Raw genomic sequence first — 19,282 nt, forward strand, 5'->3', positions numbered from 1 at the left:
GATAGAATTATGGAGGGGAAAAGATGACCATTATCAAGTGTAATATAAGAAAACTCATGGCAGAACATCGAATAGATGATATAACCGAATTGATGGCGAAATCAGGATTAAGTCGGAATTCAATCAACAAGTTATACAGGGAAACCAATATAGAAACAACAAAATTGGAAACCTTATTCAAGCTATGCGATACATTCAACTGCAAATTATCTGATCTGATTGAATATGTACCTGGAGAAGATGAATAGTGAGGGCAGATTCAAGAAGCTATTCCGTCGTATAACATAATATTCACGCTTTAGGGCTATTGCCCTTTGGTTGTCAGATGTATAATCATGGAAGAATCACAGACAACAAACGCCCCAACCTAAGATTAGAGCTATCTAAGGCTGGGGCGTTTCGTGAATACAAGAACGTTAGATGAAATACCCGAAGGACCATTAAATTATATAAAGGACATTGAAATATGAACAATATAGAAAATCAAATTCAGTTATTAAGGGCTGAAGAGCAGGATAAACCAGTGATTAGAAATTTAATGCAATATTATCAATATGATGCTACCGAATATAATAATGATGACCCAAGTTCGTTTGGTTTGTTTGATTATAAGTATCTTGATCATTACTGGACTGATTATGGGAAAGAAATTGAAGGTCGAGTTGCTTATATTATCAAGATAAGTGACAGCTTAGCTGGATTTGCATTGGTTAATAATTATAGTGTTTTTAATAAAGATTCTAACACAAAGACCATAGCTGAGTTTTTTATTATGCGGAAGTGGAGGAAGAAAGGAATAGGTAAGGATATAGCGTTTAGAATACTTGATACTCATGAGGGATTATGGGAAGTAAAGCAGGAGAAGGAAAATATTATTGCTCAGAAATTTTGGGAGTCTGTAGTAAATCAATATACCGATGGGAGATATAGAAAGCATGAATCTCATCAACCTGAATGGGACGGACCAATAATATATTTTAACAAACAGATAGGAGGACATTCTTAAGTTAATCGGAGAAGCAGGGTACATCACCTAACATAGTATTCACGCGGCGGGGCTTACGCCCCTTGGTTGCCAGATGTATAATCATGAAGAAGCTCAGACAACACACGACCCAGCCTAAGATAGGAGCCATCAAAGCTGGGTCGCGTCGTGAATACAAGAACGTTAGGCGAAACCAGTGCGAGAAGGGAACTACAGAATGCTTACACTAAGACTTACTAAAGATTTATTGAAAGACATGAAAACAACTCCAGTTGAAGACATTAATGCAGCTCCGTTTTTAAGCTGGCATGTAAATATTTATAACTTGAACAAAAGAAAACACATTGTCTTTGTAAATGATTTAACTAGATTAGCTATTATCATTGATGGAATAAGAACAGGGCAAATAGAGCGGATGAAAGACAAATTTTTGTTAACTCTTCGGGAATACTTACTCCGAGAGGGAGTTGATGAAAGTTTGATCAATAGGTATTTAGCGAATGGGGCAGAAGTAGTTGTTTCGAAGACAAACAACAGAAGTGTCTTAGGAACAATGAAAGAAGTTACGTGGTTTATTGAAGATGATTTTAACGATAATATTGAACGCTTGAAGTGGCTTAATAGAATGATTCATAAACCAATAGATTACATGGAACCGATCAGTTACTTTAAAGAATCACTATGGGATCATAAGAACTACAACACAGTTTGAAAGATATTTCAGGGTGGAACTAGCATCGCCTAACACATATTCACGCATCGGGCATTCGCCCTAGGTCCGGCAGGAGTTAGGAGTAATTCAATGAGGCAGTTTCAGTAGCTGGGAAGCAGATACAGCCGGACACATCCGCACCGACTAAGCGCATCGCGCCCGCGGGGCTTAAGTCGGTGGGACGTCGTGAATACAAGAACGTTAGGCGAAACCGCTAGAAGTTCATATCTCTAGAAGGAGAATTAAAATGGAGCAGTATGATGTTATTCGTATCAGTGAAACTTTTCCTACAGAAGACATTATTGCACGTTGGATAATTGGATTAGCAATTATACATAATGATTTTATCTATCTCAAGAAAAAGTTCTTTATGCAGTCAGACGATATATCAGTGTTAGTGACCGAAGCGCCATCAAATTTTAAATATCTGGCAGCTTCTTTACGAGAAGCTATTTTCTATATAGAAGAATCGGAGAGAACTCCTGATATTAAGAACTATATAGAATCATTACCATCCCATATTACTGAATTATATAGCAAACTCACTCCATTATTTAGGACAGGAATTAAAGCTGACTTATTGCAAAGGTTAACAAACATAAGAAATGTAACATTTCATTTTTCTAAACCACATAGAAGTGAAATAATTGAGGCATTAAAGGGTATACAAGATCAAGTAATGTTCTTTGAAGATTCAAACGAAAGGTTTTTATATGCTGAACATATTAGAAATTCGATAATGCTACATTCACTGTTTGAATTGGATGAAATTAATTCAGGAGAGTACCAATTTTTAATTTCGGAATTAATAAGGGACATTAAAGATGGGTTTAATATATTTGTCGAATTTTCTAGAGAGGTAAACAAGAATTACTTGAAGAGCTTTTTGTAAGTCAATCATCGCGGCATCGCCTAACACCGTATCTACACTGCGGGCTTTGCCCTTGGTTCGCAAGAGGAGGTATGCAGAGAAGAGAACTCAGCTCACAACCCTGCGAGGCTAAGTCCACTGGACCCAGTCGCTGACGCTCCTTTAAGCCTCTCGGGTTCGTAGATACAACAACGTTATATGAAATCAGCGCAAACTAATAAAATTATCTATCTCAAATGGAGGAAGAATGAATAAAGCAGAAGCCTCATTACCTATACTGACTGATCGTCTAATGATAAGAAGACTTACGAGAGATGATTTCGAACATATTTACGCTCTTTGTTTACAAGCTGATACAAATGATTGGCCTTCAGGATGGAAAATGAATAAACAACAAGCTTCAGACTTTTTGGATTGGCAGATAAGTAAATACGAAACTTTTAATGTTGTATCTGATGCGGTTTATTTTGCAGTGGTAACAAGGGATGATTCTATTTTTGTAGGGCATTGTCATGTCGGAGTAATTGAGGAGCTCTCTGAAACTGAAATTGGCTATGGTATTTCCAAACATTTTAGAGGTTTTGGGTATGCCACTGAGGTTGCAATAGCCTTAACCCAATGGGCTCTCAACACATTTAATATTCACTATGTAATAGCGACAATTGTGGACGATAATCCCCACTCGTTAAAAGTGATTGAGAAAGCTGGTTTCATAAACTACGGAAAGAAACAACTCGAATCCGTGGGTGAACAAATGGAATATAACTATTTTAGATATTACAATCCAAGTTATGAAAACAGATATCTGAATGTACCTCAATGAGGGCGATGACATCAAATAACACCATATTCAGGCATTGGGGCATCCGCCCTCGGTCCGGCAGGGGAATTTCGGGAAGCGGTTACAGCCGGACAACCCTGCACTGGCTAAGTCCGTCGGACCCGCGCTTGCGCGCTTAAGCCTTTCGGGTTCGTGAATACAACAACGTTATGCAGAATACTTGCAATGCTTGATAATACCACAATTTAAAAGGATCAATAAATATGATAAGAAGAGCAGAACAATCAGATCTAGTTCAAATAGCACAATTGTCTCTCGAGTGGGAGCAAGAAGATATCACTTATGGACTTGTTGCTAATACAAATGAAACATTAAATAGCTATTTAGGTGGCTATTTCTGGGTAGTGAGTGATGGAAATAGAATAATCGGATATGCTTATGGTCAATTGAAAAGCAACCCCGGTTTCTCTGTATTTGATAAAGATGAACAAAAGTATTTTGAATTAGAAGAAATCTATATTGTTAGAGAGTATCGAGGAAGAGGTAAAGGAAAAACTTTAATCCAGACAATAATTGACGAACTTGAACAAGATGGAATCAAAAGAATATTAGTAAGTTCGGCAAACAAAAACTGGAAGGAAGTATTTGAATACTATTTAAAGAATGGATTTAATATGTGGACAATAACAATGACAAGATAAGTTAGCATTTTCAAGATGGCAAGTGCTTCGCATAACATTATATTCACGCAGCGGTCAGCTGACGCCGCCCCTAGGTCCGCCCGAGGCATTCCGAGAAGTTGAGTCAGGCGGACACACCTGCGAGGCTAACTGCGCAAGCGCAGCCGGACCGGGCCGATCCGGAATCGGATTGACCTAAGGAATCCTTAGGCCTCTCGGCGTCGTGAATACGGGAACGTTAAGTGAAATTACTACAGACAACATTACAGACCTTATATAAATAAAAAATAATCAATAAAACCTATAAAAGCGTTATAAATTGAGTTATACTGAGGTAAGAATAAGTAAGGAGCCGTGCTGGAACACGACTCCTTAGCACAATAACTGCATAAAGAGCAGTCGGCCACAGGAGTTAGGTCGAGAAATAGACCGTTACCTTAGCGAGGGCGGTCTATTTCTTTTTCATGTAGGTGAGCAATGCCAGAATGAACATGCCGAACATGAACATTAAGGAAAGTGCATCTTTGACCTCCATGGGCATCACCTCCCTTCTGGGAGATTAGCCGACCGCCCTTAAAGCCGTATATTGTACTAGAAAATTATAACATATAAGACATGATGAAATACCATTAAAATACCATAACTAACTAGAATACATAAGAAACAATATATATCTGTAAAACATTTATGAGAATGTAAATACAGAGAAGGCAGTAACATTACTTAACAATGCATCTAAGCTGCGGGGCATTCGCCCCTTGGTTGTCAGAAGCAAGCTCATAGTCGTAAATTCAGACCACACGACCCGGCCTAAGATAAGAGCTATCTAAGGCCGGGTCGCGTCATAGATGCGGGAACGTTATCAGAAATCACTAAACTGTAAAGGAGAGTATGCCTATGATGTTTGTTGATATAGATCCATTTGAAAGAAAAAGTAATATTATTAAGGCTCATCCAGAATTTAATAATATAATAACGTTATTTGATTATTATATTAAACTTATAGATAGGATTACCGATCTTATCAATAATACTATAGTGATGTTTATACTTAAGGAAAAATCTTATCTCTATCAGCATGATCATTTAGAGTCAGCTATGTATACATTGAAAAGTATAAAAGAGTGTATTAACATAGGCAATTTTTCTGATGCCAATATATTGATTAGAAAACTAAATGATGATTTGTTTTTTTATTTATTTGTGTTAGAGCTAGATAATAATCATCAAATAATATTTAGTGATCAAGCAGACAAAAAAGAACTCGAATTATTCACGAAGAATCTTAACTTTTTTATCAAATGGAATAATAACAACTTAAAAGATTTTTATATTAGTAGACATGCATTATCATACATCAAGAAAAATAAGACAGTTAATGATTTAATCAACAACTATAAACTTGAAGAAGAATGGAGAATAATAAATAAAAAGCTTAATAATTTTGTGCATAATAATGGGAGAAATTATTGTAGGCAAAATTATAAAATTCTTAGTTCAAATGAAATAGATCAAGTATTTATAGAGTTACGAAACAAGGTTAGTTTCATATTAAATATAGTAGTTGTCTTACTTGTACTAATCAAACCGCATTACATTATGTCTATTGATCATATTATGTTTTTAGATTCAAATATGACACCACCCGAAGGTAGTCAGTATTGGATAGCTAGTTTTATTCAAGATTTTTTTGATGAACATCTAAACCAATATAACCCTGAATTAAAGATATTTTTGAAAGAAAATACATACATGGAAATATTATAATATATCAAGTAGAATAGTGACTTCTGATAACAAAATATTCCTGCTTTGTCGCTATCGCTCCTCGGTTGCCAAGAGGGGTTTCGGAGAAGTGAAATCAGGCAACACATCCAACCGGCTAAGTCTAACGACCCGTTCCCTTTGGTCACTTAAGCCGCTTGAACGTCAGGAATACAGGAACGTTATCGGAAATCAGCGCAAAGAATTAAATGGTTTTTAGAACTATTTTTTTCTAAGCCATAACGGCACAAAGTAGGTTTGTGGATGGTGTTTAATTATATAGTTTGGTCCATTATTTTTTTTAGAAGACTTACAATTGGGAGAACCACAATGAAGAAAATACTAAGTAAAACAGGCACATCAACAGTATGTGTCATCCTACTTATCGTGATAATTACTACTATAGTTTGTTGGGATGAACTTGGGAGTTTAGTAAGGACAGGGAGTTATGATAATACGGATAATATGGTGAAAACCATAATGTCCAAAACGGCCACTCCAGGAGTAGCAGCGGTAATGTTAAAGCAGGGCAAGACAGAATATAAGAATTACGGATATGCAGATGTTAAAAATAAGAAGAGGGTAACTGAAGAATCATTGTTTGAATTGGGATCGACTACAAAGGCATTTACGGCTTTGGCCGTTATTTTATTAGAAAATGAGGAATACTTATCTTACTCAGATTCTATTACAGATTATATTCCTACGTTTGAGCCAACCATTAAGGGTGAGAAAGTTAATATTATGATTCATCAGTTGTTAGCTCATACAAGTGGAATTCCACCTTGGAGTATTCGGTTAATTCCTGAAGGTACCACGGAGGATATGCTTGAAAAAACGATACATAATGTGTCAGACATTGCATTAGATACGTATCCTGGGACAGCATATAATTATGCAACAGTTAATTATGATATTTTAGCGATGATTATTGAAAAAGTTACAGGCAAACGTTATCAGGATTACATGACTGAAAACATACTGGTTCCTTTAGGAATGACTGATAGTTATTTTTCAACAGGTAAGGAAAAGGAATCTGATAAACTTACCAAAGGATATCGTGTATTTTTTGGAAGGAGCCTAGAATATGATGCCCCTAGATATTATGGGAATATCGCTGCAGGATATTTGGTAACGAATTCAAAAGATTTAGAACGCTGGATTAATGCACAAATGGGGATAGGCGATATACCAGATAATTTATTGAAAGCGATACAACAATCTCATCAAGTCGACATCAAAATGGCGGGATACGAAGGTGAAAATCAATACTATTCATTCGGATGGAGTATTGATACGAGAAATAGAGTTGTTAGTCATAATGGATCAAATCCTAATTACTCCTCACAGGTTCTTATTGATTTAGAAAAGCAGCAAGCCATTTTTGTTCTGGCTAATTTGAATTCAACTGCACCATCGCTAATTGCTAATAATATTTATGAGAATATGAATGAAAATCATATGAATAAATTTAATTATGATGACGTGTACCTATTAATTGATTTAGTATTTTCATTCTTAGTAATAATAGCCGTGGTTATCTTATGTGTCCAAGCAATTAAACTCGTTAGAGGAATACAACTAAATATTAAAGATGAAAAGACAAGGTTCAGAAAAATGACAGGAAGTAGTATCGCACTAATCTTAAGCATTATGCTTTTGGTATTGGTAATGATCTGGCCTTATATATTAGATTATAATTATTTAATGATAAGGGTGTGGATGTCGTATTCAATATTTATTTGGATGGGGGTTACTTCTATCAATTGTATTTTAACGATAATAATTAATATTAAAAAAATCGGAATTATTAGAAGCAGTTTATAAAAAAATAGAGGTAAAATGTGAAAATCATATTGTTTGTCTGATCTTGATTTCTCAGATCTTTAAAGAAGATTAGGTGTATTTGGAAGAAGGCGCTGACATCCGATAACAAAGCATTCCTACAGCGGGCATTCGCCCTTGATCGCTAAGAAGGATTCCCAAGGAGTTTATTCAAGCGATACATTCAACCAGCAAAGTCTGACGACACGTTTCCTACGGTCACTTATGCTGTTTGAACGTCAGGAATGCCAAACGTTATGTGCAATCAGCCTAAATACACAGAGGAGAATGTGAATGATAATTCGTGAAGCTGAAACAAATGACGCCAAAGCTATTGAACGATTATATAAAGAGTTGCTTCCAAACAACCCAAAAATAAAAGTGTTGGAAGATAGAATAGAAGAAATTAAACAAAATCCTAATAGTTTCTTGTTCATTTGCGAAGTAGACCAAGAGATCGTTGCAACTGCACATCTGCATCTATGTTTAGATGCATTGATAGAGTCACAACCTTTTGGGGTTGTAGAACGTGTAATTGTATCTGGAAACAGACAAGGTCAAGGTTATGGATCGCTCATTATGAAGCATATTGAAGATCTGTGTATTTCAAGGGGTTGTGTTAAGGTCTTTTTAACCAGCGGAGCTTCGAGGAAGCAAGCACACGAGTTCTATACAAAGTTAGGTTATGACGGTGATTCGAGTAAAGCCTTTAAGAAGTACTTATAATTTTTGAAAGTTTTTCGAAGATGAGGCAGACATTACATAACACTATATTCCCCCAGCGGGGCGTTCGCCCCTTGGTCCGCCAAGAGCGAAGGGATTTCACTGCGGAGCGAATTCAGAGGTACAGGGAAGCGTTGGCGGACAACCCTGCGAACCTAACCGCGCCGCGGCCGGCCCTTCGGGCCTTAAGGTTCTCGGGTTCGGGAATACATAAACGTTATATGAAACCACACGAAAGATATTTATTTTGAAGGTGATATCATGGGAGTCTTTAAGAAAATCGATAACCTTATCTCTCTCGTTACAATAAAAAATGGATCTGCGGAAGATATTGTTGGTGAAGTATGTACGAATCTCTATAAAGAAGAAGGTTCTAAAGTTAAAGAAGATTTTAATTCTTTTCCTATTTGGCTGCAAGATATTATTTTACTTATTGAGTTCGATACTGAATTAGCGATGAGTGGAATAGTTGGATTTCTAGAGAATTCTACAGGATTAATGTTAGATGAAACAATTGATACTCTTAAACGCATCAATGCAATTGATGATTATAGGGTAATGAATAAAATTAAAGAGATATTGAAGAAGAATGGAATCGAAATAAAAGTACTTAGAGAAAATATTAATAGAAGAAGTGAATATGAAGTCTTGAAAAGCCAAGAAGTACATGAATTGAATTTTGAAGAAATAATAAATGAAGAAACGAATTTATATCTATATCAAGATCGAAATATATTTGAATACTTATTTGAGTACATAGATTTAAACCGAGCTGAATTATTAACAGACATAAGGAATTTGTAAGTTTGGCTTCGGAGTCGTGTGGCATCATATAACACCATTTTCACGCTGCGGGAGCTAAAACTCCTTTGGTCCGGCGAGGAATTTCACAGAAGCAGAGTCAGCCGGACAACCCTGCGAGCCTAAGTCTGGCGACCCGTTCCCTGCGGTCACTTAAGCCTCTCGGGTTCGTGAACACAACAACGTTATGCGCCATTACCGGTAAATACTAAAGATAATATTTAAGGAGATAATTTATGAAGGGTAAAATACTCTTATTATTCTTTATTACGTTAGTGTTTTCATCTTGTCAAAATATTAGTCAATCGACTACCTTGAACAGCGAAACTAAATCAACAATGAATTCTGAACTGCCCCCTGATGTAGCGAGTACAGGTAATGGAACAGATTCGAAAGTAATAACTGAAGTTCGATCAGATCCTTCTAACAATGAAGTGTTATCCATGAGCATTGGGAACTATGAGTTGAAAGGAGAATTCTATGATGAAATGCTTCGAAATCCTATAGATCATGATTATGAAGTGGATTTTAATGAATTTCAGAATTCCAAAGAGATTATAACAACATTGGCATGGGGGGCGTTGGAAGGCAAATATACAGAGATTTGGGATAAAGAGTTGAACCAAATATATAATAAACTTCTTTCTAAGTTGGATAGAGAACCAAGAGAAGCACTAATTGAATCGCAGAAAGAATGGTTACAGTATCACTTAAGGGAAACAAAATTTGTAGAGAAGACATTTATTAGTAATGGTTACCTTGGATCACAAGGATCGGTAAGTCTAGGCAGGGTTATAAAGGAGAGAATTAGGGAAAGAACAATGCAATTATTTGAATATCGATATTTGCTAGATGGTGAAGTTGAGTTTTTATACCAAAGCAAAAAATAGAGTTGGAATCTTGACCAAAAGTTTTTAGGTGATGCTTCGAAGACAGTAACCGCGCATAACACTGTATTCACGCTGCGGGAGCTTAAGCTCCCTTGGTCCGGGCCGAGGAACTTCGGAGAAGCAGAGTCAGCCGGACAACCCTGCGAGCCTAAGTCTGACGACCCGTTCCCTGCGGTCACTTAAGGCTCTCGGGTTCGTGAATACAACAACGTTATGCGAAACCCTTGCAACATGATATTGAGAGGATGATTTTAATTGACAACAATGACAAATGAAGAAAATTTACATTTTGCTTGTTACAACCAAAATAAAGAGTTGGTACAAAGGCTTTTGATTAACGTAAAGCCTAGTGCACTCAATAAAAAGCTTACTGACTATTCAAACCCAATTCAAGGGACTCCTTTACAAATATCCTGTAGAAATGGAAATCTGGATATTGTGAAACTTTTAATTGAAGCAGGAGTAGACAAGGAAATTAAAGATGTTGCAAAACAAAGTCCGTTATCAATTGCTGTTACTAACAATCACTACGACGTTACCAAATACTTAGTTGAAGTTGGAGCAGACATCTATTCAAAAGGTTCAAACAATCTGCAACCTATTCATTTTGCTTGCGCACACGGAAGTAGGAAGATAATTGAATTACTATTATTCATGGGGGTTGATATAAATCAAGTTGATGGTCTGAAAAGCTCACTACTTGACTTTACAACGAATCTTGATGGCGGAAATTTAGAAGCAACTAAAACATTAGTAGAAAACGGAATTGATAAGATATATTTTTCAACAGCGTTCAAATGGGCTTGTTGGAGAAACAATATAAAAATTGCCGAATACTTATTAGAGAATGGGGCGGATTTCAAAAGTGAAACAACCCCTAAATCAGAGTTATTGTTCTGGGTTTGCGGTTTAGGATATAAGGAGATAGTTAAACTATTATTAGGACTAGGTGTTGACTTTAAAACTCACGTGAAATTCAAAGGGAAAGTATTATCTTATAATGGAAGTCCTTTGGACAGAGCTATTGAAACAAATCAAACCGAAATCGTAGAACTGATTAATGCTAATTAAAATCAGGAGCTTATATAGTAGTGATGCTGCTTTTTTCGGTTGTTAGAGATAATCAATTGAATATATGTAAGTTAATCAATAAGGGAAAGGGCATCGCATAACACCATATTCACGCATCGGGTCATTCGGCCCTCGGTCCACCGCGGCGACAATTCGAGGAAGCTAATTCAGGCGGACACATCCGCACCGACTAAGCGCATCACGCCCGGCGACTTCGTCGCCTTAAGTCGGTGGGACGTCGAGAATACAAAACGTTATAAGAAATCGGAGATGAACGTAAAAAATCATTTGAGTTGGTGATTTCGATGAAGGATCCAGTGATAATTGAGCCGTACAACGATAGTTGGCCAAATCTCTTTAATGAATTACGAACTCAGATTGTAAAGAAAATTGGTTCTGACGTACATAGAGTTGATCATATTGGATCGACGTCAGTAGTTGGTTTGGCAGCTAAGCCCATCATTGATATTCAGATATCTGTAAGGAATTTAGGCAATATAGAGACAATCATATCCAGACTTGCATCTTTAGGATATCGATATCGTTCGGATAATGATGATTTGACTAAGAGGTACTTCAGAGAATCACCTGGGATGAGTAGAACTCATATTCATGTAAGGCAAGCAGGTAGCTGGTCTGAACAATTCAATTTATTATTTCGAGATTACTTAAGAACTCATGAAGATGATAGAGATCAATATTCCAGGACGAAGTATGAATTAGCAAACCGGTATAGAGATCAAAGAGAACAATATGTAGACGCTAAGACTGAAATCGTATGGGATATTATAAAGAAGGCTAATACATGGAGTCAAAAGATCGGATGGAAACCCAGTAAAGCTGATTTGTAAGTGATTCGAAGAAGCGCCGACATCTTATAACATTATATTCACGCTGCGGATCGGCTGAAGCCGATCCTTGGTCCGCCGAGGCAACTAGCAGGGAAGCAAATCAGGCGGACAACCCTGCGAACCTAACCGTGTCGCGGCCGCCCCCGTTGGGGGCTTAAGGTTCTCGGGTTCGTGAATACGGGAATGTTATAATAAATCCCCGCAAACCATACAAAAACTCAATATCTGAAGGGAGAAAGAAAAATTAAAAAATATCTTTTAATTCATTTAATTCTTCTCTTTCTAGTTGGATGTAGTGAAGAAGTAGTCAAAACAGAAAATAAGGGAAAATGGAGAAACAATTGATTCTGAACAATTGGTTGAAGTAAGCAAAACAATTGAATTCATTAATGAATACCATGATATTCATATTACTGGAAAATTATCTGAACATGGTGATAAGATTTCAGATTTTATTATTAGGAATAATGAGGGTGAAGCCGGACCCTTTCAATGGAATCAAAGTTCTTTGAGAGATCCAATAATTTACTATGAGGATATTAATCAAGATAATCAAAATGAAATTGTCTTTATCAACATTTTTGATCATGGAACTGGAATTATTCTTTCGGAAGCGCATGTAATAGCAATCAATTCGACCGAAGTCATCGTTGAACCTATACAAGAAATCATCACAGAGAACATAAGATTTTCAGGAAAACAAGTATATCTAGAGGATAGATTGATTTATGAAACATCTAAGTATGGTGACTTAAAGGCATATTATGACGACTGGATAAATTATAAGGTGGTCAATGGGAAATTAATTGGCGGCGTGAGAATTGGAGATGGAAGAACAGAACAGTATGCTGGTTATTTAGAGGTAGAGTATGCTTTTTATGAAGGGAAATATGTTGTAAAAGAAGTTAGACATATTGAAGACGACGAGATGCAAACTGAAGGATTACCTTTGCCATTGACTATACGAAAGAACTAATGAGTAACGCTTCGAAAGCGGGGACATCTTATAACACAATATTCACGCATCGGGCATTCGCCCTCGGTCCGCACGAAGTTAGAAGTGGAATCAGAGAGGCATTTCAGTAGCAGAGAAGCGGATTCAGCCGGACACACCTGCACCACCTAACCGCATTGCGGCCGTCCCTTACGGGACTTAAGGTGGTGGGGCGTCGTGAACACAATAACGTTATAAGAAATTGGCATAAAGAGAGGGAATTCAATGGAAACCTATGCTCACTTTGTTTCAAAGCAAACGGATCAAGGGATAAAAATATTCAGACATCATACAGAATTTCGTTCTACAAACGGTGCTGGGAAGGCAATAGGTTTGATTGTAATGATGAATCCAGGAAACGCGAGACCTGTTGATGACCTTCTTTTTAATAGGCTCGAAAATTCTGAATATGAAACTGAAGAGCTGGTTCTCACAATGCCTGATAATACAATGAAAAAGGTTATGGGTATGATTCGAAAAGCTTACAAAGACAATGGAATTACATTTCCAAATCAATATTCCATTCATATTGAAAACATATTTAATATTCGTGAGAAAGACAGTGATAAGGCAAAAAGATACGCAAAAAGCATAAACGGAATAGATCATCTAATGTTTAAGTGCAGAGAATTATTAAATAACTATGATTTCGTATTTTTTGCTTGGGGCAAGTTAGATATAGCCTTAGAACGGCAAAAGGATTTATTTAAAAAGTATCCTCAAGCAATAGTTGTAAATAAATTGAATTATAAAGGCACGCTTATGGATGTGAACTATCCAGTACATCCCTTATACATGAATACGGAATACTTTTTAAAGGCATCAAAAAACAAATTAAAAGTTAGATTAATCGAAGAAGAAGCTAACATCTTATAACATCATATTCACGCTGCGGGCATACGCCCTGGGTCCTGCATTCGCCGGACACTCAGCATACGCTGAGTCGTGAATACAGGAACGTTAAATGAAATTAATTATGGGGGGAAGGGATTTGAGGGCTACCCAAGATGTACTTAGTATTTGGAGGAAGTTTGACAATTTTCCCATGGAAACAATAACAAAAGCTTGGTATTTTCAATTAGCTTCGGAATTTAAACAACGAACAATTGAACAAATGAAAACACATAGAGGGCAGTATGGAACTTCAGGAAATTGTTTTGATTTAGCAATGTGGTTAATTCATGAATTCAGACAAGAGAAATTTACTAGTTATGCAATATTAACTCCAGACTCCCACGTTGCTGTGGTTGTATTAAACGAGAATGGAGATAGGTACTTATGTGATTTAGGTGATCAGTGGATTGAACCGATATTAATAGAACAAAATAATGAAGATTATACGGAAGAGTTCATTGATAACTTCTTTCCAGGTGCACAAGTAAAATTGGAATCACAAGTGAATAGCCTATTAGTGACATATAGAAGACCGAACGGTAAAGAAAGTAAGCAAAAGTATATCTTAGATCCTATATCGGATGAAAGATTAATCGCTGAGGGTGAGAAGACTCAACGTACTCTAAGGACAGCACTTGTTGAAAGGAGAATTTTTACTGATAGTCACGTAATCCATTGGGAGTTTGACAACTATATTAGTTTCTTTAGTTCAATGGATGGAAAGCAGATTGAGAAAAAACTTCAAACTATAGAAGAATGGGCTGAACGAATCGGTAACGTAAGTGGTATAGATAAGAAGATAATAAGAAATGCTTTGGAAGTGTATTCGAAGAAGTCCCCCCAGAATTAACATCATATAACACAGTATTCACGCAGCGGGGCTTACGCCCCTTGGTCGCCAGATGTATAATAATCGAAGAAGATAACTCGGACGACACGCGAGCCGACATAAGATAGGAGCTATCTAAGGCCGGCTCGTGTCGTGAATACGGGAACGTTATACGATAGAATCAATAATAATAGAACAGCGGGTCGGAAGACCCTCTAAATGCCAGAGTTCTGTAACTCACAAAAGAGTTGTAGAGCATCTTTGAAACCTTGTATGTAAATACTTCTTTCTAGGATGGACTGGAGAGAAATCTGAGCGTCTTCGTAAAGAAAAGCTGTATGTTGAAGTTGATCGGGTAAAGCATCACGAAGCGTTCTGAAATATTGATCAGTTTCTAAAGTAAGTTGACTGTATTCGGTATGATGTTCTGAAAGTTCAGTGTAGAGTAATTCCAATCGTATTCTTATGAGTGGTTCTGCTAATGAATCTAATGTATTAACCATATGTTAGACCTCCTTTTTTAACTTTATAGAGTTAATACTTCGCTTTTCGTTGATGATTGCTGGTAAGAGAGATAAGATGGAATTATGGAGGGGAAAAAATGAGCATTATCAAGTGTAATATAAGAGAACTTATGGCAGAGCATCGAATAGATGATATAACTGAATTGATGGCGAAATCAGGATTAAGTCGGAATTCAATTAACAAGTTATACAGGGAAACCAATATAGAAACAACAAAATTAGAAACCTTATTCAAGCTATGCGATACATTTAACTGCAAATTATCTGATTTGATTGAATATGTACCTGCTGAAGATACATAGTGAAGGTCGATTCATGAAGAGATTCCGTCGTCTAACATAATATTCAAGCTGCGGCTCCTAACGGAGCCTTGTTCTGCTGGATGGATTTCAGGGAAGCGGACTCAGCAGACATCCGACTTCGTCGGACGTCGTGAATACAGGAACGTTAAGTGAAATCTCCCGTAAGACACTAGGAACCAAAAATAACTCTTTAGGTTATAATGAAAGCATAATAATGATTCAGAGGAGGGAAGTTCATTGAAGCGAGAAGATATTGAAAATAAATTGAGATCCGAAAAGCATTATTTGAAGGAACATTTTTATGTCGAGAAGATCGGACTATTTGGTTCCTTTGCTCGTGATGAACAGACAGAAAACAGTGATATTGATTTGTTAGTTGAATTTTCTCGTCCTGTTGGATTTGAATTCCTGGAGCTGAAGCATTATTTGGAGACTATATTTAACCGCCACATTGATCTTGTTACTCCTAATGCCATTAAACCTTATATGAAGGATGAAATACTTAGTGAGGTACAATATCAGTGAAACGGCCAATAAATTCATTAATGGACATTTTAGAGTCAATTCATCGGATAGAATCGTATCTCTTGAACGTTGGGTATGAGGACTTTTTATCAAATCAAATGCTTTTGGATGCAGTAGTACGAAATCTAGAAATAATTGGAGAAGCGGCTAGAAACATTAATGATGAAATAAAGAAAAAGTATCAGGAAGTTCCATGGAGGAATATGATTGGGCTAAGGAACATCTTGATTCATGAATACTTCGGTATTGATGAAAGCATCATTTGGGAAGTATCTACAAGAAATTTGCAAGAAATAAAACCAATAATTATGAAAGCTATTCAGGAAGTGGGAGACTTCACTTAACATAATATTCACGCTGCGATACCTTGCGGTCCCTTGGTTGTCAGATGAATAATCGAAGGAGATGCTCAGACAATAAACGACCCAGCCTAAGATAAGAGCTATCTAAGGCTGGGTCGTTTCGTGAATACGAGAACGTTATATGCAATTGCTGCAAATCTAAAAAATTGGAGATGAGTTATGAAAGCAGTTTATCCAGGATCGTTCGATCCTTTTACATTAGGACATTTAAATATACTCGAACGAGCAACAAGAATATTTGATTCCGTGACTGTTGTTATTGCCCAGAATTCTCAAAAAAATCATATGTTTAGTGCAGAACAAAAATGCAAAATTGTATTGCTATCTACAAATCATTTGAAAAACGTTAAGATAATTCAACATAATGGAATAGTTGCTGATTTTGTGAATGATGAAAATATCGATGTAATTATTAGAGGTATTAGAGGCTCAACAGATTTAGACCATGAAATAAAATTAGAACAATACAATAGTAAAATATGCACGGCAGAAACAGTATATCTAACTCCAAAAACTGATCATCTAAATACAAGCAGTACACTAGTAAGGATGTTTATAGAATCGAAACAAGTAAATCACCTATCTAATTACGTATCTAAAGAAGCAATAGAATATATAAAATCATTGATATAAGGATCTAACTTGTTTATCGAAGATGGCAGCAACAGCATATAACATTGTAATCATGCGGCGGATCCTTAAGGCTCCTGGGATTGCCGGAAGATAAGAAGCCAGGAGCGCAGTCAGGCAATCAACCCTGCAAGGCTAAGTCTTCGACCCGGTGCTGACGCACCTTAAGCCTTTCGGGTTCGTAAATACTAAAACGTTATAGGAAATCTTCGTAAATATAAATCAAATATAAGGAGAATTTCGATGAAGGATCAAAAGCCTGTAATTATTGAAGATTACAATGAAGAATGGCCAAAAGCATTCAATATAATAGAATCAATTTTATCAAATAAAATTAATGGTCTAGCATTTCGAATTGAACACGTTGGAAGTACATCGGTGCCGTACCTTGCAGCCAAGCCAATCATTGATATTGATGTAGTAATTGAATCTATGGAGTACCTGTCAGAGGTAATCAAGAAGCTAGAAGAACTGGGATATGTCCACGAAGGTGATTTAGGAATTAAGAATAGAGAAGCATTTGCAAGAAAGGACGTTTATGTACCTTACAGTAGTGAAGGATATGTGAAGCACGAACATCATCTATACGTATGCAATAGAGAAAGTGACGAACTAAAAAGACATTTAATGTTCCGAGACATATTAAGAAGGCATCCCTTATTGGTATCTGAATACACAGATTTGAAGATCCAACTATCAAATAAATTTAGAAACAATCGCAAAGCCTATACTGAAGGAAAGACAGAATTTGTTACGAGGATAATGAATGAGTACAAAGATGTTTTGTAGAGTATTTCAGGAAGACGAAGACATCCGATAACAAAGTGTTCCAACTTCGCGACTGTCGTCGCTCGGTCTGCCTGAGGAATTTCATTGAAGCAGATTCAGGTAGACACATCGACTCTCCTAAGATAAGAGCTAATCTAAGGAGAATCGACGTCAGGAACACAAAACCGTTATGTGATATTCGGGAAACCATAAATAGACATTTACGTAAGAAACGAGCGTCCAATACATAAGCGCGAAGCGTGATTATTTCTTAACATAATTTGTACATTTTTTGTAAAGTTATATAGCTAAAAATTCTTATAATTGAAATTGAAGGAGGTGGCTAATGGATAACTTTAAAGCTTTCGAGGGTGTCGTGGAATATCTTGAGAACATAATTCCTAGCTCAGATGAAGTCGATTATAGTGTCATTTCTAAAATTGCATGCTGTCCATCTCCCTTATTTCAGCGCATTTTTGTATATATTACAGGAATAACAATAGCTGAATATTTAAGGCGACGCCGATTGACTTTAGCGGGCTACGATATTAAAAATAGCAGTGATAAAATTATAGACATTGCTATGAAGTACGGGTTTAATTCCCATGCTTCATTTACAAGAGCATTCAATCAGCACCACAAGGTTTCACCTTCAGGTATGAGGAAGGTCGGAGTAAAGCTAATTGAATATCCTCGAGCCTCCTTTACAAATATAAGAATTGTTGGAGGAAAACGAATTATGGCAGAACTTAAAAAAATTGAGTATGTTGAATATGGCCCTCGAAAAATTGTGGGAATGATGAAAATGACCTCATTTCAAAAAGCTGGAGAAGAATGCTGGGGCGTAGCATTTAACGAAAACTTATTTGACAGATTTTCTGAAATCGAGAAATGGATTTGCAAAGATATTGATGATTATATTGGACTTGGACATATGAGTAGTTTTGTTGGAAAAGATAATTTCCAATACATCATAGGTAAATTTGTAGAGCTTGATGCACCTGTTCCAGAAAAAATGTATGCAGAGAATATATCCCCTGGAACAGTTGCAAAAATATGGATCGAAGCTGATAATCTTAATGATATTATTGATTTTGGATACTTTATTTGTTCCGAAGCGATAGAGAAAACAGGGTATAAAATTGATCATGAGAACTTTTATTGGTGTGATATCTACACGTATGATAGATATTGCACACCACTAGAAAAGGGACAAAAAGTAATTCTTGATTATTTATTGCCTGTAATTAAAGACAAAATAGGATAATTCTAAAATGCACTTTTGCATGCAAATTCAAAGAGGTCCGAACTCCACATAACACAACATTCACGCTGCGGGCCGGCTCCGCCGTTCCTTGGTCTACCAAGAAGCTGAAGCAAAAACAGGGAAGCAGGTTCAATTCGAAGAAGTATTTCAGCAGACACAACTGCACAGACTAACTGCCGGCAAGCGGCAGCCAGGCTTCCGGCCTTTAAGTCGGTGAGACGTCGTGAATGCAAG

Annotated in this window: 24 protein-coding genes; 22 read left to right on the forward strand and 2 right to left on the reverse strand. The window is 36.6% G+C overall.

From position 1 onward, the window contains the following. The first annotated feature begins 23 nt into the window (after window positions 1-23). The 6 genes from NYE54_RS14320 (at window position 24) to NYE54_RS14345 (ending at window position 4,050) form a co-directional block, all read left to right on the forward strand. Entirely contained in the window at window positions 24-248 is a 225-nt protein-coding gene (locus tag NYE54_RS14320; protein WP_176502376.1) for a helix-turn-helix transcriptional regulator, read from the forward strand. A 218-nt stretch (window positions 249-466) separates the two neighbouring features. Further along, window positions 467-1,006 (forward strand): GNAT family N-acetyltransferase, encoded by a 540-nt coding sequence (locus NYE54_RS14325; protein WP_339272609.1) that lies wholly within the window; start codon window positions 467-469, stop codon window positions 1,004-1,006. 196 nt (window positions 1,007-1,202) lie between these two features. Continuing rightward, a complete protein-coding gene (locus tag NYE54_RS14330; protein WP_339272611.1) occupies window positions 1,203-1,697 on the forward strand; it encodes a hypothetical protein in 495 nt (164 codons plus the stop codon). A 247-nt stretch (window positions 1,698-1,944) separates the two neighbouring features. Continuing rightward, window positions 1,945-2,589: a hypothetical protein gene (locus NYE54_RS14335; RefSeq protein WP_339272613.1), complete on the forward strand. Its 645-nt coding sequence runs from the start codon at window positions 1,945-1,947 to the stop codon at window positions 2,587-2,589. A 226-nt stretch (window positions 2,590-2,815) separates the two neighbouring features. Then, window positions 2,816-3,391 carry a GNAT family N-acetyltransferase gene (locus NYE54_RS14340; RefSeq protein WP_339272615.1) on the forward strand — a complete coding sequence of 192 codons (576 nt, stop codon included), beginning with the start codon at window positions 2,816-2,818 and terminating at the stop codon, window positions 3,389-3,391. A 221-nt stretch (window positions 3,392-3,612) separates the two neighbouring features. Beyond that, window positions 3,613-4,050 (forward strand): GNAT family N-acetyltransferase, encoded by a 438-nt coding sequence (locus NYE54_RS14345; protein ID WP_215162050.1) that lies wholly within the window; start codon window positions 3,613-3,615, stop codon window positions 4,048-4,050. Between the two features lie 430 nt (window positions 4,051-4,480). On the opposite strand, the gene NYE54_RS14350 is transcribed toward NYE54_RS14345, so the two are convergent. Further along, window positions 4,481-4,564: a putative holin-like toxin gene (locus tag NYE54_RS14350; RefSeq protein WP_220687457.1), complete on the reverse strand. Its 84-nt coding sequence runs from the start codon at window positions 4,562-4,564 to the stop codon at window positions 4,481-4,483. Between the two features lie 362 nt (window positions 4,565-4,926). Between NYE54_RS14350 and NYE54_RS14355 the strand changes: the two genes are divergently transcribed. The 10 genes from NYE54_RS14355 (at window position 4,927) to NYE54_RS14400 (ending at window position 14,691) form a co-directional block, all read left to right on the forward strand. Next, window positions 4,927-5,796 carry a hypothetical protein gene (locus tag NYE54_RS14355; RefSeq protein ID WP_339272617.1) on the forward strand — a complete coding sequence of 290 codons (870 nt, stop codon included), beginning with the start codon at window positions 4,927-4,929 and terminating at the stop codon, window positions 5,794-5,796. 327 nt (window positions 5,797-6,123) lie between these two features. After that, complete coding sequence (locus NYE54_RS14360) at window positions 6,124-7,620, forward strand: serine hydrolase domain-containing protein (protein ID WP_339272619.1); 1,497 nt, start codon at window positions 6,124-6,126, stop codon at window positions 7,618-7,620. A gap of 291 nt (window positions 7,621-7,911) precedes the next feature. After that, on the forward strand, window positions 7,912-8,343 hold the full coding sequence (locus NYE54_RS14365) for a GNAT family N-acetyltransferase (RefSeq protein WP_339272621.1): 432 nt from the start codon (window positions 7,912-7,914) through the stop codon (window positions 8,341-8,343). A 258-nt stretch (window positions 8,344-8,601) separates the two neighbouring features. Beyond that, on the forward strand, window positions 8,602-9,144 hold the full coding sequence (locus NYE54_RS14370) for a DUF4375 domain-containing protein (RefSeq protein WP_339272623.1): 543 nt from the start codon (window positions 8,602-8,604) through the stop codon (window positions 9,142-9,144). Between the two features lie 233 nt (window positions 9,145-9,377). Further along, entirely contained in the window at window positions 9,378-10,031 is a 654-nt protein-coding gene (locus tag NYE54_RS14375) for a lysozyme inhibitor LprI family protein (RefSeq protein WP_339272625.1), read from the forward strand. 264 nt (window positions 10,032-10,295) lie between these two features. Next, window positions 10,296-11,102 carry an ankyrin repeat domain-containing protein gene (locus tag NYE54_RS14380; protein WP_339273498.1) on the forward strand — a complete coding sequence of 269 codons (807 nt, stop codon included), beginning with the start codon at window positions 10,296-10,298 and terminating at the stop codon, window positions 11,100-11,102. Between the two features lie 305 nt (window positions 11,103-11,407). Next, window positions 11,408-11,953: a GrpB family protein gene (locus tag NYE54_RS14385; RefSeq protein WP_339272627.1), complete on the forward strand. Its 546-nt coding sequence runs from the start codon at window positions 11,408-11,410 to the stop codon at window positions 11,951-11,953. A gap of 355 nt (window positions 11,954-12,308) precedes the next feature. After that, complete coding sequence (locus tag NYE54_RS14390) at window positions 12,309-12,929, forward strand: hypothetical protein (RefSeq protein WP_339272629.1); 621 nt, start codon at window positions 12,309-12,311, stop codon at window positions 12,927-12,929. A 243-nt stretch (window positions 12,930-13,172) separates the two neighbouring features. Next, the gene (locus tag NYE54_RS14395) at window positions 13,173-13,823 is read left to right on the forward strand and encodes a hypothetical protein (RefSeq protein ID WP_339272631.1); all 651 of its coding nucleotides are present in this window, start codon (window positions 13,173-13,175) and stop codon (window positions 13,821-13,823) included. A gap of 88 nt (window positions 13,824-13,911) precedes the next feature. Further along, the gene (locus NYE54_RS14400) at window positions 13,912-14,691 is read left to right on the forward strand and encodes a hypothetical protein (RefSeq protein WP_339272632.1); all 780 of its coding nucleotides are present in this window, start codon (window positions 13,912-13,914) and stop codon (window positions 14,689-14,691) included. Window positions 14,692-14,885: 194 nt separating this feature from the next. Here the strand turns inward: NYE54_RS14400 and NYE54_RS14405 are convergent, their stop codons facing one another. Beyond that, window positions 14,886-15,173: a hypothetical protein gene (locus NYE54_RS14405; RefSeq protein ID WP_339272634.1), complete on the reverse strand. Its 288-nt coding sequence runs from the start codon at window positions 15,171-15,173 to the stop codon at window positions 14,886-14,888. Between the two features lie 98 nt (window positions 15,174-15,271). On the opposite strand from NYE54_RS14405, the gene NYE54_RS14410 reads away from it, so the two are divergent. The 6 genes from NYE54_RS14410 to NYE54_RS14435 all read left to right on the forward strand — a co-directional run bounded on the left by NYE54_RS14410 (window position 15,272) and on the right by NYE54_RS14435 (window position 19,048). Beyond that, complete coding sequence (locus NYE54_RS14410) at window positions 15,272-15,496, forward strand: helix-turn-helix transcriptional regulator (RefSeq protein WP_339272635.1); 225 nt, start codon at window positions 15,272-15,274, stop codon at window positions 15,494-15,496. A gap of 237 nt (window positions 15,497-15,733) precedes the next feature. Beyond that, entirely contained in the window at window positions 15,734-16,021 is a 288-nt protein-coding gene (locus NYE54_RS14415; RefSeq protein ID WP_053492195.1) for a nucleotidyltransferase family protein, read from the forward strand. After that, on the forward strand, window positions 16,018-16,365 hold the full coding sequence (locus NYE54_RS14420) for a DUF86 domain-containing protein (RefSeq protein ID WP_082361133.1): 348 nt from the start codon (window positions 16,018-16,020) through the stop codon (window positions 16,363-16,365). Before NYE54_RS14415 ends, NYE54_RS14420 begins: the two co-directional genes overlap by 4 nt. Window positions 16,366-16,542: 177 nt before the next feature. Next, the gene (coaD, locus tag NYE54_RS14425) at window positions 16,543-17,016 is read left to right on the forward strand and encodes a pantetheine-phosphate adenylyltransferase (RefSeq protein ID WP_339272638.1); all 474 of its coding nucleotides are present in this window, start codon (window positions 16,543-16,545) and stop codon (window positions 17,014-17,016) included. A 240-nt stretch (window positions 17,017-17,256) separates the two neighbouring features. Continuing rightward, the gene (locus NYE54_RS14430; RefSeq protein ID WP_339272640.1) at window positions 17,257-17,802 is read left to right on the forward strand and encodes a GrpB family protein; all 546 of its coding nucleotides are present in this window, start codon (window positions 17,257-17,259) and stop codon (window positions 17,800-17,802) included. A gap of 325 nt (window positions 17,803-18,127) precedes the next feature. Beyond that, on the forward strand, window positions 18,128-19,048 hold the full coding sequence (locus NYE54_RS14435) for a helix-turn-helix domain-containing protein (RefSeq protein WP_339272642.1): 921 nt from the start codon (window positions 18,128-18,130) through the stop codon (window positions 19,046-19,048). Window positions 19,049-19,282: the final 234 nt, after the last annotated feature.

This window comes from Paenibacillus sp. FSL K6-1330 (assembly GCF_037976825.1).
Lineage (GTDB): Bacteria > Bacillota > Bacilli > Paenibacillales > Paenibacillaceae > Paenibacillus_AQ.

What these genes read in the sequence shown, in the direction of transcription:
- NYE54_RS14330 (WP_339272611.1), top strand. Translation starts at nt 1,203, where the DNA reads ATGCTTACACTAAGACTTACTAAAGATTTATTGAAAGACATGAAAACA.
- NYE54_RS14360 (WP_339272619.1), top strand. Translation starts at nt 6,124, where the DNA reads ATGAAGAAAATACTAAGTAAAACAGGCACATCAACAGTATGTGTCATC.
- NYE54_RS14350 (WP_220687457.1), bottom strand. Translation starts at nt 4,564, where the DNA reads ATGGAGGTCAAAGATGCACTTTCCTTAATGTTCATGTTCGGCATGTTC.
- NYE54_RS14375 (WP_339272625.1), top strand. Translation starts at nt 9,378, where the DNA reads ATGAAGGGTAAAATACTCTTATTATTCTTTATTACGTTAGTGTTTTCA.
- NYE54_RS14380 (WP_339273498.1), top strand. Translation starts at nt 10,296, where the DNA reads ATGACAAATGAAGAAAATTTACATTTTGCTTGTTACAACCAAAATAAA.
- NYE54_RS14385 (WP_339272627.1), top strand. Translation starts at nt 11,408, where the DNA reads ATGAAGGATCCAGTGATAATTGAGCCGTACAACGATAGTTGGCCAAAT.
- NYE54_RS14400 (WP_339272632.1), top strand. Translation starts at nt 13,912, where the DNA reads ATGAAATTAATTATGGGGGGAAGGGATTTGAGGGCTACCCAAGATGTA.
- NYE54_RS14320 (WP_176502376.1), top strand. Translation starts at nt 24, where the DNA reads ATGACCATTATCAAGTGTAATATAAGAAAACTCATGGCAGAACATCGA.
- NYE54_RS14430 (WP_339272640.1), top strand. Translation starts at nt 17,257, where the DNA reads ATGAAGGATCAAAAGCCTGTAATTATTGAAGATTACAATGAAGAATGG.
- NYE54_RS14335 (WP_339272613.1), top strand. Translation starts at nt 1,945, where the DNA reads ATGGAGCAGTATGATGTTATTCGTATCAGTGAAACTTTTCCTACAGAA.
- NYE54_RS14365 (WP_339272621.1), top strand. Translation starts at nt 7,912, where the DNA reads ATGATAATTCGTGAAGCTGAAACAAATGACGCCAAAGCTATTGAACGA.
- NYE54_RS14325 (WP_339272609.1), top strand. Translation starts at nt 467, where the DNA reads ATGAACAATATAGAAAATCAAATTCAGTTATTAAGGGCTGAAGAGCAG.
- NYE54_RS14395 (WP_339272631.1), top strand. Translation starts at nt 13,173, where the DNA reads ATGGAAACCTATGCTCACTTTGTTTCAAAGCAAACGGATCAAGGGATA.
- NYE54_RS14435 (WP_339272642.1), top strand. Translation starts at nt 18,128, where the DNA reads ATGGATAACTTTAAAGCTTTCGAGGGTGTCGTGGAATATCTTGAGAAC.
- NYE54_RS14355 (WP_339272617.1), top strand. Translation starts at nt 4,927, where the DNA reads ATGATGTTTGTTGATATAGATCCATTTGAAAGAAAAAGTAATATTATT.
- NYE54_RS14340 (WP_339272615.1), top strand. Translation starts at nt 2,816, where the DNA reads ATGAATAAAGCAGAAGCCTCATTACCTATACTGACTGATCGTCTAATG.
- coaD (WP_339272638.1), top strand. Translation starts at nt 16,543, where the DNA reads ATGAAAGCAGTTTATCCAGGATCGTTCGATCCTTTTACATTAGGACAT.
- NYE54_RS14370 (WP_339272623.1), top strand. Translation starts at nt 8,602, where the DNA reads ATGGGAGTCTTTAAGAAAATCGATAACCTTATCTCTCTCGTTACAATA.
- NYE54_RS14410 (WP_339272635.1), top strand. Translation starts at nt 15,272, where the DNA reads ATGAGCATTATCAAGTGTAATATAAGAGAACTTATGGCAGAGCATCGA.
- NYE54_RS14405 (WP_339272634.1), bottom strand. Translation starts at nt 15,173, where the DNA reads ATGGTTAATACATTAGATTCATTAGCAGAACCACTCATAAGAATACGA.
- NYE54_RS14345 (WP_215162050.1), top strand. Translation starts at nt 3,613, where the DNA reads ATGATAAGAAGAGCAGAACAATCAGATCTAGTTCAAATAGCACAATTG.